Source organism: Paenibacillus sp. FSL W8-0194 (assembly GCF_037969745.1).
Lineage (GTDB): Bacteria > Bacillota > Bacilli > Paenibacillales > Paenibacillaceae > Paenibacillus_AQ > Paenibacillus_AQ cookii.
The window spans coordinates 2091096-2105680 of record NZ_CP150205.1 but is presented as its reverse complement, the minus strand read 5'-3'; the positions used below and the strand labels follow the sequence as shown (position 1 = coordinate 2105680).

The 14585-nt window shown below is 53.7% G+C and carries 16 protein-coding genes; all 16 read right to left on the bottom strand.

Annotation, left to right across the window (positions count from 1 at the left end; genetic code table 11):
* Position 1: 1 nt before the first annotated feature.
* Positions 2 to 718: a response regulator transcription factor gene (locus MKY58_RS09290; RefSeq protein ID WP_036709948.1), complete on the bottom strand. Its 717-nt coding sequence runs from the start codon at positions 716 to 718 to the stop codon at positions 2 to 4.
* Positions 719 to 910: 192 nt separating this feature from the next.
* A complete protein-coding gene (gene ccsA, locus MKY58_RS09285; protein ID WP_212946858.1) occupies positions 911 to 2173 on the bottom strand; it encodes a cytochrome c biogenesis protein CcsA in 1263 nt (420 codons plus the stop codon).
* Complete coding sequence (locus tag MKY58_RS09280) at positions 2170 to 3861, bottom strand: cytochrome c biogenesis protein ResB (protein WP_339324292.1); 1692 nt, start codon at positions 3859 to 3861, stop codon at positions 2170 to 2172. The genes ccsA and MKY58_RS09280 overlap by 4 nt, the downstream gene beginning before the upstream one ends.
* Position 3862: 1 nt before the next feature.
* A complete protein-coding gene (resA, locus tag MKY58_RS09275) occupies positions 3863 to 4390 on the bottom strand; it encodes a thiol-disulfide oxidoreductase ResA (RefSeq protein WP_339324291.1) in 528 nt (175 codons plus the stop codon).
* 129 nt (positions 4391 to 4519) lie between these two features.
* Positions 4520 to 5260 carry a pseudouridine synthase gene (locus MKY58_RS09270; RefSeq protein ID WP_036709935.1) on the bottom strand — a complete coding sequence of 247 codons (741 nt, stop codon included), beginning with the start codon at positions 5258 to 5260 and terminating at the stop codon, positions 4520 to 4522.
* A 147-nt stretch (positions 5261 to 5407) separates the two neighbouring features.
* On the bottom strand, positions 5408 to 5623 hold the full coding sequence (locus MKY58_RS09265; RefSeq protein WP_339324290.1) for a hypothetical protein: 216 nt from the start codon (positions 5621 to 5623) through the stop codon (positions 5408 to 5410).
* Positions 5624 to 5722: 99 nt separating this feature from the next.
* Complete coding sequence (locus MKY58_RS09260) at positions 5723 to 6256, bottom strand: spore maturation protein (RefSeq protein ID WP_339324289.1); 534 nt, start codon at positions 6254 to 6256, stop codon at positions 5723 to 5725.
* 6 nt (positions 6257 to 6262) lie between these two features.
* Positions 6263 to 6907: a nucleoside recognition domain-containing protein gene (locus MKY58_RS09255; RefSeq protein ID WP_339324288.1), complete on the bottom strand. Its 645-nt coding sequence runs from the start codon at positions 6905 to 6907 to the stop codon at positions 6263 to 6265.
* 33 nt (positions 6908 to 6940) lie between these two features.
* On the bottom strand, positions 6941 to 8122 hold the full coding sequence (locus MKY58_RS09250; RefSeq protein WP_339324287.1) for a D-alanyl-D-alanine carboxypeptidase family protein: 1182 nt from the start codon (positions 8120 to 8122) through the stop codon (positions 6941 to 6943).
* 140 nt (positions 8123 to 8262) lie between these two features.
* Positions 8263 to 8730, bottom strand: a complete 468-nt coding sequence (ytfJ, locus tag MKY58_RS09245) for a GerW family sporulation protein (protein ID WP_339324286.1) — start codon at positions 8728 to 8730, stop codon at positions 8263 to 8265.
* Positions 8731 to 8830: 100 nt separating this feature from the next.
* Positions 8831 to 9541, bottom strand: a complete 711-nt coding sequence (locus MKY58_RS09240; RefSeq protein ID WP_339324285.1) for a DUF2953 domain-containing protein — start codon at positions 9539 to 9541, stop codon at positions 8831 to 8833.
* A gap of 97 nt (positions 9542 to 9638) precedes the next feature.
* Positions 9639 to 10889 (bottom strand): glycoside hydrolase family 16 protein, encoded by a 1251-nt coding sequence (locus tag MKY58_RS09235; RefSeq protein ID WP_339324284.1) that lies wholly within the window; start codon positions 10887 to 10889, stop codon positions 9639 to 9641.
* A 245-nt stretch (positions 10890 to 11134) separates the two neighbouring features.
* Positions 11135 to 11734: an SMC-Scp complex subunit ScpB gene (gene scpB, locus MKY58_RS09230; protein WP_036714552.1), complete on the bottom strand. Its 600-nt coding sequence runs from the start codon at positions 11732 to 11734 to the stop codon at positions 11135 to 11137.
* Positions 11703 to 12497 (bottom strand): segregation/condensation protein A, encoded by a 795-nt coding sequence (locus MKY58_RS09225; protein ID WP_339324283.1) that lies wholly within the window; start codon positions 12495 to 12497, stop codon positions 11703 to 11705. The genes scpB and MKY58_RS09225 overlap by 32 nt, the downstream gene beginning before the upstream one ends.
* 312 nt (positions 12498 to 12809) lie before the next feature.
* Positions 12810 to 13277 (bottom strand): 6,7-dimethyl-8-ribityllumazine synthase, encoded by a 468-nt coding sequence (ribE, locus tag MKY58_RS09220; RefSeq protein WP_036714547.1) that lies wholly within the window; start codon positions 13275 to 13277, stop codon positions 12810 to 12812.
* 76 nt (positions 13278 to 13353) lie between these two features.
* Entirely contained in the window at positions 13354 to 14559 is a 1206-nt protein-coding gene (locus tag MKY58_RS09215) for a bifunctional 3,4-dihydroxy-2-butanone-4-phosphate synthase/GTP cyclohydrolase II (protein ID WP_212946870.1), read from the bottom strand.
* Positions 14560 to 14585: the final 26 nt, after the last annotated feature.

The following is a 14585-nucleotide window of genomic DNA, read 5'->3' as shown; positions in this document are numbered from 1 at the left end:
GTTACTTTGGCACCTCTAACTTGTAACCGACGCCCCATACGGTTGTAATCATCGCGGCGGATTCCGGGGATACCTTGTTCAGCTTTTCCCTCAATCGTTTCACGTGCGTGTCGACGGTGCGCAAATCGCCGAAAAACTCGTAATTCCACACATCCTTAAGCAGTTCTTCCCGCGAAAACACCTTGTCGGGCGATACCGCAAGATAATGCAGCAGCTCGTATTCCTTTGGCGTCAGGCTGACTTCATGCCCGCTTGCCGTCACCCGGTGCGCGTCATGCTCGATGACCAAATGAGGGAACACGATGTTGTTGCTGGAATTGCTGTCTTTGGACAAATACGCCGTTGCCGAAGCGCGCCGGAGAATCGCTTTCACCCGATAGATCACTTCCCTTGGGCTGAACGGCTTCACGACGTAATCGTCCGCCCCGACCTCGAACCCTTGCACGCGGTTGATTTCCTCCCCTTTGGCCGTCAGCATCAGTACCGGCGTGGATTTTAACTGTCGTAAACGGGAACAGACCTCCATGCCGTCCATCCCGGGAAGCATCAAATCAAGCAAAATAAGTCCGTAATCCTGATTGGCGGCTTTGCGGAGCGCGGTCTCCCCGTCTTCCGCCTCTTCCACCTCGTATCCTTCTTTCTCCAGATACATTTTCAACAGACGGCGAATCCGCTCTTCATCGTCCACTACCAGTATCCGATTTGCATGCTCTGACATTAGACAACAACCCCTTTTAGTTCAGGAATGGCGCAAAAAAAGGAACGGCCGAAGCCGGATTTGCAGCATCCCAAATTATGCGAAAAACATACCCTTATAGGGACAATTATAGCGAAAATCCGCTTCGACATCCAACTTTCAAATGAGGAAACGGATTTTCTTGCAACTGCGTTATTCGTCTTGGCGATATGCTCAATCCACGCCCGCGTAAGAGTGCAGGCCTGCAATGACGAGGTTGACCCCGACGAGCGTAAACATGACGACCAGGAAACCGATGACCGACAGCCAAGCGGATTTGCCGCCCTGCCAGCCGCGGGACAGTCTGAGATGCAGGTATGCGCTGTAGAACAGCCAGCATATGAGCGCCCATACTTCTTTCGGGTCCCAGCTCCAGAACGTTCCCCAGGCGATCTCAGCCCAAATCATCGCGAATATCAAGGCGCCCAGCGTAAATACGGGGAAGCCGATGGCGATGGCACGGTAACTGATTTCGTCCAGATCGTCCGGATCGATCCCTTCCATCATCGGCGACGCCGCCCGGCCAAGCGGCTTGCGAGCGATCAGGCGCAACACGGCGTACAAAATGATGCCGGTGATGAAGGACCAGATGATCGTATTGAATTTGCGTCCGGCGTTGACCCCGTTCATCCAGGACGGCGCGTTAAAGAGCGGCTTCGTCATGCCGAGGAACGGTTCGTAGCTGACGACTTTGCTTTGGTACGGTCCGACGATCGGCGGAAGCTTGTACGACACCGTTTGCGTGACCGTTTGCTCTGCACCGGGCTGTCCGGTTACCTTCGTTTGGGTAAACACGGATTCGTAGCCGGCCGCACGGAAAATAAATACGGTCGCGATAAAGGAAATAACGAGAATGACGGAAAAAAATACGACCTCGACCCAGCGCTGCTGCCTTTTCGCTTTTTTATCCTTGCTTTTGAAATCGACGGTACGGATCAAATACATGAAGCCTGCCGCAAAACCGATGGCGAAGAAAGATTCGCCCGCCGCTGCCAGCGTGACGTGAATTTTCAGCCAGTACGATTGCAGCGAAGGAATCAGCGGCTGCACTTCCTGCGGGAATACGGCGGCGTATGCCATAATAATGATGGAAATCGGCACCGCAAACAGTCCAAGCAGCGTTTTTCGATAGATCAAGTAGACCACGGTAAACGCAAACATCACCATCATCGACAGGAAGGACATAAATTCGTACATGTTGCTGACCGGGATATGTCCCCCTCCGATCCAGCGCGTCACGAAAAAGATCAGATGAAAAATGAAGCCAAGCGCGGATCCGATGAAGGCGATTTTGCCCCACTTTTTCGAATGGGCGACCGGGTCCCGGTTGCTCCACCTGCGGCCCATCAGGGCGACAGCGAATAATATGAATGCCGCGCAGTAGAGGAAAAAGGCGACGACAAACATATTACTGCTGATAGATAACAAATCATTCATGCGTGTTTTCCTCCGTTATCCAGGGACTTTTCGTCCACGTCCAAATTCATTTTTTTCAAAATGGCCGAGATTTCGCGGCGAATGCCGAACCAGTTTTTGTTCGTATGCGCTCCGAGCGTCAGCACGCCGTCGTCGATCCGCAGCCAAATCCGGCGATGCTGCCAATAAAAGCCGAGCACGAGCCCGATCATCACGATGGCCGCGCCGATCCAGATAAACGGCATCACTTTGTCCACCCGGATGTTCAGGTACGTCGTCGACATGGAAAAGTCGACGTTTTCCATTCCCTTCACGTCAAGCATCAGCGGCGGCGCGCCGCCGTTCATCTTTTCGTTGATGGCGTCCTGCTGGAAGCGCTCTTTATCGATTTGCTTGGGGAAATAGATGTATTGCATGCCCGAAGCCGGCAGATTCGGCCCTTTGATCAAAAAGAGGAATGCAGGCGCGTTCGGATTCGGAGTTTTCGTTACGGGCCTTCCGTTTTCGTCCAGTCCGAAATCATTGTATTTCTCTTTCAGTTCCAGCGAATAATCGCCTGCGGTGTAATTCCGCTGCGGATTTTTGATGTCCAGCTTGAATTTGCCCAGCTCCTTGCCCGTTTTGGCATCGACGAGCGACGGGCTGACCGATCGCAGGACCGGCGTCAAATCGTAATCGAATTGATACGCCTTGAGCCCTTTGTAATCCAGCGGGTCGTTGACCTGAATGTCATGTTGGGCGACGACTTCTAGCTTCGGCTCTTTGGTCGGGTCATCGCAATCCGCCGTGCAGTGGTAAAGCGTTGCTTTCGTGTTGAACAGTTTCGGGAGCACCTTTCCTTGGTTCCGGAACTCCTCGGGCATGTCCTCCTCCGAATAAAACTCCACGGTAAACTTCTCATTTTTAAGATAATAAGAAGTGTTCGGAATATGTTTGATTTCCCCTTCGGGGAAGGCGATATGCTGGTCCATTTTCAGCCCGGGCAAACCGCGGGCCAACACGGCGAGCAGGAAGATGATCAAACCGATATGAATGACGTACGGCCCCCAGCGGCTGAAACGGTATTTTTCGGCCAAGAGAGCGTTTCCGTCGGTATGCACGCGATAGCCCTTTTTCTTCATCGGAACCGCGGCCTGCTTGACCCATTCTTCCGCATCGCCTTCGATCTTGCCTTGATAAACGACGCGCTGCCGGGTCAGAAATTGCATATGCTTAAGTATTTGCTGCTTGCTGAGTGCTCTGTACAGCGGAAGGACGCGGTCCAGGCTGCAGATGACGAGCGAAGCGCCGATCATGACAAGCAGGAGGATGAACCACCAGGATTCATACGTATGCGTTAATCCAAGCTTGTAATAGATCAGCCCCCACGTGCCGTAGGTTTCTTTGTAGTATGTCGATGGATCGATGTTCAGGAACGTGTTTTCCTGTGGAAAAATGGTGCCCAGCATCGAACCCAGCAGGGTCAGGATGATCATGTAAACCGCGATTTTGACGGAGGCAAAAAAATTCCAGATCCGGTCGATGATATTCGGATTGGCTCGCTGCGAACGGCGGGCCATCCCGTCGTACCGCATTTCCAAAACTTCCTTCGAGTTTTGCTCCTCTTCGTCAAGCGGTTTGCCGCAGGATTCGCACAGCACGGTTCCGACCGGGTTCTGGTGGCCGCATTCGCATTTGGTGTTTTTAAAAGCGATGACTTTTTGCAACATTTTACGATTTCACCAGCTCTTCAATTTGTTTGTCGAGGGTGGCCAAATCCAGCTGTCCGAGATGGATCTTGTTGATCCTGCCGCTCTTGGACACAAAAAAAGTAGTAGGCAAAGGCGAAATGCCGTAACTGGCGATCGAATCCTTATCCGGGTCCAGCAGCACCGGAAAATCGACGTTGACGTTGTTCACGAAGTTTTCGACGGCCATTTTATCCTCTCCGGCATTGATTCCGACGACGACGACGCCTTTATCCTTCCACTTCTCCCACTGCGCCTGCAAAGCCGGCATTTCCTTTACGCAAGGCTCGCACCAGGTGCCCCAGAAATTCAGAACGATGGCCTTGCCTTTATATTCGTCCAGCGTATGGGTTTTGCCGTCCAGGCCAAGCAGCTGAAATCCGGGCGCTTTGCTGCCCTCGGTAGGTTTTCCGCCCGATCCCGACACTTGCGTCACGATCGCATAACCGCCCACGATCACGATCAACAGCAGGATAACGATCTGCATTAGCTTCTTTTTTGAATTACCCATGCCAAATGCTCCTTTACTATGACAAACGTCATGTTTTCCCTTCACAGGTTTGAACATCCTATGAACAATTATAGCGAAAACATGTCATATTTGCGGCGGACGGATTTGAATATTGTGTGTCCTTCCGAGCTATTTTTTTCTTTTCTTTCCGGTTTTAGCCATGTTTTTCAGGGCTTCGACCTCGTTGCTCGTCAGGTGGCGGTAAAGCCCCCGCTTCAGGTTGTCCAGCTGCAAATCGCCGAAGGAAACGCGCTTCAAACGGATCACTTTATGGGAAATCGCGTCGAACATGCGCCGCACCTGACGGTTTCTTCCTTCGTGGATCGTAATCGTGATGACCGCTTCGTTTTTTTCGATGTCGATATCCTTATATTCGACTTCCGCGGGAGAAGTCATACCGTCCTCGAGCTGAATGCCGGCGCGCAGCTTGTCCAGATCGGTCCCGTGCGGAATCCCTTCGACGGTCGCGAGATACGTTTTGGGCACGTGGTGTTTCGGGTGCGTCAGCATATTCGCGAATTCGCCGTCGTTCGTCAGCAGAAGCAGCCCTTCCGTATCGTAATCGAGCCGGCCCACGGGATAAATCCGCTCTTTGATGCCCTTGATGTAATCCGTGACGATTTTGCGGCCCGCCGGGTCTTTTGCGCTTGTGATGACGCCTTTCGGTTTGTTCATCATGATGTAGATTTTCTTTTCGTTTCGGATCGGCTTACCTTCCACCGTGATGATATCTTGTTCGGGGTCCGCCTTGGTTCCCAGCACGGTCACGGTTTCCCCGTTAACTTCCACCTTGCCGGCCAGAATCAGTTCCTCGCATTTGCGGCGGGAAGCGATGCCTGCCTGGGCTAAAATTTTCTGTAATCTTTCCATTGTCTTTTAGGTCACCTCAGAACTAATGATACCCGCGAGAAGGGTAAATCACAAGTTCATTCCAGGGAAATTCTTTCCCCGGGCAATCGGATGCATGCGGATAAAGGAAAAGGGGGGATATGTCATATTGCCTGGAGAGCTCCAAGATCAGCTTGCCGGCGATAAAAGCTGCTGCTTTTCGGCAGTGCCGAGCAAATCGTAGCTGCGGTCAAAGCGGCCTTCCAGGCAAATATGGATGTGGGAAGGGTCCGTCAAAAAGGGGGCCGGCGTCACGGAACCGTCCGCCCCGATCCAGAAGTCATATCCGGATCCGTTGATGGACGCGCAGGAGGAATGATGGATGATAAAACCTTCGAACGCCATGATTTCACCTCAATCCCTGTACGATGTCAAGCGTGATACAGTATATGAGGCAACGTTCATTGCGTGACGGGTCGAGGCTTGATCCGCGAATGGATCCGGTTATCCGAAGAAAAGCAGGCAGACGGCGATGGAAGCGATGAACCCGACGACATCCGAAAACAATCCGACTTTCAGCGAATATCTTCCGTTGCGGATGCCGACCGCCCCCATGTATACCGTCAATACGTACAGTGTCGTGTCCGTGCTGCCTTGGATGGTCGATGCCATTCTACCGATCATCGAATCGGGACCGTAGACCGATATCAAATCGGTTGCGAATGCCAGTGAACCGGTGCCTGTCAAAGGGCGCAGCAGCCCCAACGGCAAAATTTCGCTCGGAACGCCCAAGCTTTTTAAAAACGGGCCGGTCCAGCCGACAAAAAAGTCCAATGCGCCGGACGCGCGAAACACGCTGATGGCCACCATCATGCCGACGAGGTTCGGAATGATCTGAATGGCGGTCTGAAAGCCGTCCTTCGCGCCGAGAACGAAGGATTCATATACGGGCACCTTTTTGACGAAAGCAAAGAGCGGTATGAAGGCGATCAGGGCCGGGATGGCCCATGCTGAAATGACGTTGATCAAAGCGGTCACGAGGCATCATCCTTTCGCATCCGGTGTGGCCGAAGGCGGCGGGCCCGAAGGAATTGGAGGTTTCGGCCCCCTTCTTAAAAATTTCCGCCGGTAATACCGGTCCGCCGCCACCGCCGCGAGCGTCGCCACGATGGTCGCGGCCAGCGTCGGTCCGACGATTTCGGTCGGATTCGCCGACTGGTAATTCATCCGAATCGCGATCAGAGTAGTCGGTATTAGTGTGATGCTGGCCGTATTGAGCGCAAGCAAGGTGCACATGGCCGGGCTTGCGGCCGTTTTGTCGGGATTCAGCGTTTGCAGCTCCTGCATCGCTTTGATCCCCATCGGCGTCGCGGCGTTGCCCAGTCCCAGCAGGTTTGCGCTCATGTTGGACAAGATATATCCCATGGCGGGATGGTTTTTGGGCACGTCGGGAAACAGAAACCGGACGATCGGGCTGAGCAGCTTCGCGATTTTTTGGAGCAGCCCCGAATCCTCCGCCAGCCTCATCATCCCGAGCCAGAACACCAGCACGCTGATCAGGCCGAAACATACGGTGACCCCCGTTTTGGCGCCGTCGAACGCGGCCGAAGTGACCGTTTCGATATTCCCCTGGACGGCCGCAAAAACGAAGCCGATTAAAATAAGCGCCATCCAAATGACATTGATCATGGTATATCCTCTCCTCCCCCGCTTGCTTCAAAGCTAGTCCCGCTGCAGGAACATCTGCCGGAACACCCGGGCCATGGCTTCAGCCAACGTGGCGGGCCGCAAAGGCCCCAGCGTGTCGTTGACCGGATTTCTGGCATTCGGCTCGGGCAGCAAACTGCCTTTCTGGTATACCGGAACCGTCCCGATCAGCTTGCCGTCAAGCACCATTCGGATTTCCCCGCGCAAACCGAAGCTCAAATCCGCCCTGCCTTCCTTTGCAGGCGAATGAAGCACCAGCTTTTTTTCCAAACGTTCCTGCTCCCCTTCGGCAAACGGATATTTGAACGTATTCGCCACGACCAGATCGTACCCCTGAACGGACTCGCCTTTCTCCATTAATTGGGAGAGCGGAAAATATTTAAAGCCGTAATCCAGCATTTTGCCATGGTCATTCCAATCGTCCCCGTCGTTCAGCGTTACCGCCACAAGCTGCTGGCCGTTCCGGGTGGCGGAGCTGACCAAACAACGAAATGCCTTTTTCGTATAACCGGTTTTGACCCCGTCGGCCCCTTCGTACAGACGCAGCATTTTGTTTTTGTTGTCCCAGCGGTAATCCCACGATTCGTTCGGATTCGGCGCTTTTTTGACCTGTGTTTTGACGATGTTTTTGAACAGCGGGTTATGGAGCGCGTAAGCCGTCAGTTTGGCCATGTCGTTGGCGGAGGAGTAATGGCCGTCCGCGTCAAGCCCGCTCGGATTGGCAAAATGGGAATGCGTCAGACCGAGCTCCCTTGCCTTTTCGTTCATCAGGTGCACGAACCCTTCCTCCGAACCGCCGACATGTTCGGCAATCGCCGTCGCGGCGTCGTTCCCCGAACGAAGCATCAGGCCGTACAGCATATTTTCGAGGGTCATCTCCTCGCCCAGCTTCAGGTAAATCGAGGAGCCTTCTTTTCCGTAAGCTTTTTGGCTGACTTTCACCGGTTTGTTGAAGTCGCCGTGTTCGATGGCCACGATCGCCGTCATGATTTTGGTCAGGCTTGCGATCCGCAATTCGTCGTCGCCGTGGCTGGAATAGAGCAGCCGCCCGGAGGTGACGTCCATCAGAGCCGCCGCCTGGGCGTGGGTGTATAACCCGGGAACCTTATTCGCTGCGCCTTCCGCCGCAACGGGGAAGCAATATGCCAAAAATATCGCGGCCGCGGCGATCCAGCGGGTGATCGATTTGATCCTCATCGTTTATTCCTCCGGATTCTTGAAAATCTTGTACAAGTATATGCTTGTCTTTCAAAGCGTATGCCATCAAGCCTTCTTCATCCGAAAAAGGCGGTTCTCAAAAAAATCCCCTTCGGGTGCGAAGGGGATCATGCTCTGGTTTAATAAAAAGTCGGCGGTTCGTTTACCATTTGCTGCCGGGCGTTTACGCCTGCAGTCGTGGCATTCCCCGTTTGGAACATGGCTTGAAGCTTTTCCACCATCATCGGCGCGGAGTCGATGATTTTCTCGAAGATATGCGTTTGGTTGTCCAGCGGCACGATGTTGACCCCTTCTTTGCCGACGACGAGAAACGCGATCGGGCGGATGGAGACGCCGCCGCCGCTGCCGCCGCCGAATGGCATCGAGGACTTCAGGTCTGCTTGGCCATGCTCGCCGACTTTGCCTGCATACTCGCCGTTAAAATCGCTGCCCCCCGCAGCGAATCCAAAGCCGACGCGGCTGATCGGAAGGATGACGCTGCCGTCCGGCGTCTGCACGGGGTCTCCTACGATGGTATTAACGTCGACCATGCCTTTGATGTTTTCCATGGCGGTTTGCATAAGGCCTTGAATCGGATGATCGGACATGTTCTGCTTCCTCCTTCATGAAACTAAATAAGGTCACTTCAATCCTTAGTTTGCCCACAATCATTTCGAGTATGTAGGAGCATGAACCCGCACAGCCAAGCTATACGCTTGGAACCTTCTGGTTGTTGGCCTTCATTTGGCGGTACAAGCGGAACCATCGCTTTAGCCCGCCTTTCACCTGCAAAATCCGCGACATCAAAATAAACGACGCATACATCGCATAACCGAACGAAAGCCTGGACACGCAATAAAATTCGGTCGAAAAGGACATTTCGTCGCTAAATTCGGGAATGACGTGCAAATGCGGATGGCTTTTCATGCGAACCTGAAAGGAAAGCCATCCGACCAGCGTCGTTTTGATGCTCCAAAGCACGCCGCTGGCAACGGCCGTCCACTCGGCTTCCCCCGTCGAAAAACGGGTCGACCAGTTGAGTTCATGCACCCGGACATGTGCGAAGGTGTGCCGCAGCCATTTTTTGAGGGAAGCGGTCGATTCCAATAAAATGTGCACTTCCTTGGACCACAGTTCGATTTGGCGTTTATTGAGCCGCACATGGGCGGAGTCTCCCGATTTCCGGCTCAGGTTGTTTTGTTTTTCAAGTTTGAGCAGGAAGCCCTTTTTCATGTTGTCGAATTTCAGCTTCGGCATTTCGTAATGGAACCGGACCATGCCGAAAAGCATCCGGATATCGACTTCGGCGCGGTCATCGCTTCCTTCTTTTTTGTACCGGACGGTACAGGTGATGTTCGACATTGCGGCGGCAATGATCAGGATGACGATGACGGCTATGACAACGAGCGCAATCCACACGATGGAGCCCCCCAGATCTGAGCATCTTTTCTTCGGACATAGTATTGTCTACACGTCTGGAAAAGATTCGGTTCATTTGCTTTCCGGGGGGTGCATCCTATGCCATGAATACGGCCAGGTCAGCGATTTGGTAGCCCTGCGGCGCATCCGCAACGCTCTTTACGATCAGTCGCAGGGCTTTTGCCCCCTTGACGATCGGGAATTTCGCTTTGTAAACGAGATGCCCGCTTCCAGAAGCAGGCTCCTTCAGGGCCGAGCGTTGATCCGCTACTTGAATCCACCCGTCCAAACCGTTCGCGGACACTTCGACTGCCCACTCGCAATGGCATTCGGAAGCAAGGGCGAAACGTACCGTATTAAATGATTTCGGCTCCATCCAATCCAAATAATACATGTGCGGCGCAGGGATGCCCGGCTTGCTCAAGACGCAGGTATCCGGATTTCCGTCGTTCAGCGCGCAAATATGCGATTTTGCTTCATACAAATCTCCCCATACGATATCCGTCCCGCTCCCGGCCACCGCCGAGCGCGCCAGATTTTCGCCTTCCTGCGCCGTTTCCGTCGGGAATAGCTCCATCGGCATCCCTTCCCTTTTGTAAACGCGGAAATAATCGACGGCGAATTCCTTCGGATAAGGCACTGCAGGATCGAGTTCGCCGACCCATCCACCATCGGATTCGTTGATCTGCAGCAGCGTGACCATCGGGTAGTCCGGAGACTGGTTCGTCTGCCATATTTTTTGGTTATCCAAATAAAAAGCCATGCCGTTTTCGTCCCATTCGAAGCCGTAAACGTGGAACCTACCGGACAAATCGGTTTCGGCACGGTAAGGCTGATGCTCGTATTTTAATTTAGGATCGCGCAGCGCGTGCAAGGTCGAGTTCATGACATGCGTATCTTTGCCGAGCACTTCGAAAATGTCCACTTCGGCGTTTTGTTGCAGCTGGTTTTCGAAGCCGATCATCCACCAGGCCGAATTGATTCCGCTGCCTTTCGCGACTTTGGCCCGCAGCTCGAAATAACCGTATTTCGTCACCAGATTCATGGCAGGCCTTACGTGCCTGCGCAGCTCCAGTTGGTCCCAGAAACGGTGAAGCCCGTCCCGCATGCCTGTGGCCACGGCCGAGATCCTTTTTTGGGCGTCCGGCAGCTGCAGCACGAGACAGGAATCCCTGAGCTCGTAAGCTGCCTCATTTTCTCCAGGCCCGTACCAATGCGCCAGCCCGTAAGGCAAAAACTTGCTTTCATCGAGTGCCGTTCCTTCGAATTCTTCCTGGAAAACCAGCTGCCATCCTTCCTTTTGCGGCGGATTTGCCGGGAAGCCGGGCGCGTGCGGGTTGCTGTTCATTTCAATTTCCTCCTTATAAATCGTTCTTCAAAATCGTTAGGTATACCGGCTGGCTCAAGACAGCCGCTTTACGAACGTTTTTTCAATTATGCGCAGTATGCGCTTTCATTGTAATATGGATGACCCCTAAGCGAAATGTCAATTTTCTTACTTGGTTTTCGTTTTATTGACTTGTTTGGGCATAAGGAAAATAAAAAACCGCCGGAAAGATTTTCTTTCCGACGGTTTCGTCAACCCGATTTGATTTAATCCACGTCATCGATCGTCAGCTGCCTTCCGTCCAGCTTTTCGAACAGCAGCTGCGTCTCCTCTTCCAGGTTTTCCGTGCTTTCGAACAGCTGCGGCTCCGGCAAATCCTGAAGGCTGGGAAGACCGAAATAATCCAAAAACGATTTCGTCGTCCCGTATAAAATCGGTCTGCCGATCGCCTCGGCTCGCCCCGTTTCCTCGATCAGATCCTTGTTTACCAAGGTTTGAATGGCACGCTCCGATTTGACCCCGCGGATCTCTTCGATTTCCACGCGCGTGATCGGCTGACGGTAAGCGACGATCGCCAGCGTTTCCAGCGCAGCCTGGGACAGCGACGAACGGGAAGGCGAATAGGCGAGTTTTTCGTAATAGGAGGCATGGTCCGCAAGCGTCGCCAGCTGGTAGCTGCCGGCGATTTGCATCACCTGGATGCCGCGCTGCTGCCGCTCGAAATCCTCCTTCAATTCTTTTAACGCGTCTTCGACCAGTTCCGGCCGGTGATCCACGATTTCGGCGATCTGTTTGACCGTGAGTCCTTCATCCCCCGCGAGAAACAGCAGCCCCTCAATAATCGATTTCAATTTCGGAAAGTCCATGAAGCTGCTCCCCTCCTCTCCATTCCATTACGATATCATCGAACAGCTTTTCCTGGTAGCACAGGATTTGCTTCATTTTCATCAGCTCCAAAATAGCCAAAAAAGTCACGACAATCTCATGCCTTACCATGTCGTCGTGCAAGAGCCGGGAAAACAGCACTTTCCCCCCAGGGCCCGACTCCGAAAGAACGTCCACGACCTGCCGGATCCGGTCCTTAACCGAGATTTCGTCGCGTTGGATCCGGGTGTAGCTTGTCCGACGCACCGCTTTGCGGAGCGCCTTCTGAAAGGCGGCGACCAGGTCCGCGGCATGCAGCCCCCGCACCGGGTTTTCGTTCACCTGCGGCACCCAGGGCGTCAAATCTTCGGGTTCTTTGGCATAAATCAGGCTGCGCTCCCATTCCCTTTCCTGCAAATGTTTGGCGATGCCTTTGTATTTTCGGTATTCGATCAGCTTCTGCACCAGCTCCGCGCGCGGATCGATGTCTTCTTCCTCGTAAAAATCGAATTCATCCATTTCAAACACCGGCGGTTTCGGCAGGAGCAGCTTGCTTTTAATGGACAACAGCGTTGCGGCCATGACGAGAAATTCGCTCGTAATATCGAGCTCCAGCTCCTGCATGGTGTGCAAATATTCCATGTATTGATCGGTAATCTCGCTGACGGGGATATCCTGGATATTGATTTCCGCTTTGTCTATCAGGTGAAGGAGCAAATCGAGCGGACCCTCAAATGTCTCCAGTTTATATAATACTGTGTTCACGGCTTATCCTCCGTCCATAAAATGAGCTTCTACTATTATATATTAAAAAAATGCAGTGCCCCGTGTAAAGGCGCTACATTTAAATAAGCACGATATCGCCGCATTCGTCAAGCCGGGCCGTCCCCGCCGCATCAGCCCTTTAGGGCTCCCAACGTCAACCGGCCCGTGATTTGCCGTTGATAGATGACGTACAGGGAATGGTATCCGGTTTTTCGCTTCATTCGGCAACTACAGCAAAAGCATCGCTCCCGCGCCAAAAAGGCACCCTTCATGCCGAAGGATGCCTTGTGCTGCCGTTAACCGGCTTTCATTTTATTTGAACTGCTTCGTCAGGTTCGCCATCTCGATCGCCGACACCGCCGCCTCGTAACCTTTGTTGCCGGCTTTGGTGCCTGCGCGCTCCACGGCCTGTTCGATGCTGTCCGTCGTCAAAACGCCGAAGATGACCGGAACGCCGGTTTTCAGGCTCGTTGCCGCTACGCCCTTGGCGACCTCATTGCACACGACGTCATAATGGGAAGTCGCCCCGCGAATGACCGTGCCCAGCGTGATGACGGCGTCATATTTGCCGCTTTCGGCCATTTTGCTGGCGATCAGCGGAATTTCGAAAGCTCCTGGCACCCAGGCGACGTCCACTTCTTCGTCCAAAGCCCCGTGCCGCTTCAGTCCGTCCAAGGCCCCGCTAAGCAGCTTGCTTGTAATAAATTCGTTGAATCTGCCTACCACGATTCCGTATTTCAGTCCGCTCGATACCAAATTTCCTTCAAAAATATGCGTCATGTTTCATCAACCTTTCATTCTTGAGTGTATTTGTTTATTCTCATGCTTTGACTTGGGCCATGCGCCAGACGAGTGTTTACAGATTCAGCATATGGCCAAGCTTTGCCCGTTTCGTTTGCAAATAACGGCTGTTGTCCTTTCCGGCCTCCATCTGGATCGGCACCCGCTCCACCACCTCGAGGCCATGGCCTTCAAGGCCTTTGATTTTCCGCGGATTGTTGGTCAACAGCCGGATTTTCGATACGCCCAAATCTTTCAAAATTTGCGCGCCGATCCCGTAATCGCGCAGGTCTGCCGGAAATCCGAGCTGTAGGTTCGCATCCACCGTATCCAGTCCCTGCTCCTGCAATTCGTAAGCCTTCAGCTTGTTGATCAAACCGATGCCCCGGCCCTCCTGTCTCATGTACAGCAGTACGCCGGTACCCTCCTGCTCGATCTGGCGCAGCGCAGCGGCGAACTGCGGGCCGCAGTCGCAGCGCAGCGAATGGAAGACGTCGCCGGTCAAACATTCGGAGTGGACCCGGACGAGCACCGGCTCGTCGCCCGAAATCGTTCCCTTCACGAGCGCGAGATGTTCCTTGTCGTCGACGTCGTTGGTATAGGCAACAGCCTTGAATTCGCCGAATTCCGTCGGCATCCGCACCTCGGCCGCCCGGTGCACCAGCTTCTCCCGCTCATTCCGGTATTTGATCAAGTCCTGGATCGAGATGAGCTTCAGCCCATGTTTTTTTGCGATCCCCTGCAGATCCGGCAGTCTTGCCATCGTGCCGTCTTCTTTCATGATTTCGCAGATGACGCCGGCCGGCGCCGAACCGCTCAATACGGCCAGGTCCACCGCAGCTTCCGTATGCCCTGCGCGACGCAGGACGCCGCCGTCTTTGGCGATCAAAGGAAACATATGTCCCGGACGCCGAAAATCCGCCGGAGCCGCCGCCGGGTCGATCAGCGCCTTGGCCGTCAGCGACCGTTCCTGCGCCGAAATCCCCGTCGTCGTATTTCTATGGTCCACAGACACCGTAAAGGCCGTGCCGTGATGATCCGTGTTCTGAGACGTCATCGGCATCAGCTCGAGCGCCTCCGCCCGTTCCCTTGCCAGAGGGACGCAGACAAGCCCGCGGCCTTCGGTAACCATGAAATTGATCACCTCCGGCGTCGCTTTTTCCGCAAGAGCCACAAAATCCCCCTCGTTTTCCCGGTCCTCGTCATCCACGACGATGATCACCTTGCCGGACCGGAGATCCTGAATCGCGTCTTCAATCGGGTCAAAATGAATTGGTTCCATGATGTTCGTTACCCCCTTTTGTAGTT

Coding starts and splice junctions, on each gene's coding strand:
- MKY58_RS09290 (WP_036709948.1), bottom strand. CDS start 718: ATGTCAGAGCATGCAAATCGGATACTGGTAGTGGACGATGAAGAGCGG.
- ccsA (WP_212946858.1), bottom strand. CDS start 2,173: ATGAATGATTTGTTATCTATCAGCAGTAATATGTTTGTCGTCGCCTTT.
- MKY58_RS09280 (WP_339324292.1), bottom strand. CDS start 3,861: ATGTTGCAAAAAGTCATCGCTTTTAAAAACACCAAATGCGAATGCGGC.
- resA (WP_339324291.1), bottom strand. CDS start 4,390: ATGGGTAATTCAAAAAAGAAGCTAATGCAGATCGTTATCCTGCTGTTG.
- MKY58_RS09270 (WP_036709935.1), bottom strand. CDS start 5,260: ATGGAAAGATTACAGAAAATTTTAGCCCAGGCAGGCATCGCTTCCCGC.
- MKY58_RS09265 (WP_339324290.1), bottom strand. CDS start 5,623: ATGGCGTTCGAAGGTTTTATCATCCATCATTCCTCCTGCGCGTCCATC.
- MKY58_RS09255 (WP_339324288.1), bottom strand. CDS start 6,907: ATGATCAATGTCATTTGGATGGCGCTTATTTTAATCGGCTTCGTTTTT.
- MKY58_RS09250 (WP_339324287.1), bottom strand. CDS start 8,122: ATGAGGATCAAATCGATCACCCGCTGGATCGCCGCGGCCGCGATATTT.
- ytfJ (WP_339324286.1), bottom strand. CDS start 8,730: ATGTCCGATCATCCGATTCAAGGCCTTATGCAAACCGCCATGGAAAAC.
- MKY58_RS09235 (WP_339324284.1), bottom strand. CDS start 10,889: ATGAACAGCAACCCGCACGCGCCCGGCTTCCCGGCAAATCCGCCGCAA.
- scpB (WP_036714552.1), bottom strand. CDS start 11,734: ATGGACTTTCCGAAATTGAAATCGATTATTGAGGGGCTGCTGTTTCTC.
- ribE (WP_036714547.1), bottom strand. CDS start 13,277: ATGACGCATATTTTTGAAGGAAATTTGGTATCGAGCGGACTGAAATAC.
- MKY58_RS09215 (WP_212946870.1), bottom strand. CDS start 14,559: ATGGAACCAATTCATTTTGACCCGATTGAAGACGCGATTCAGGATCTC.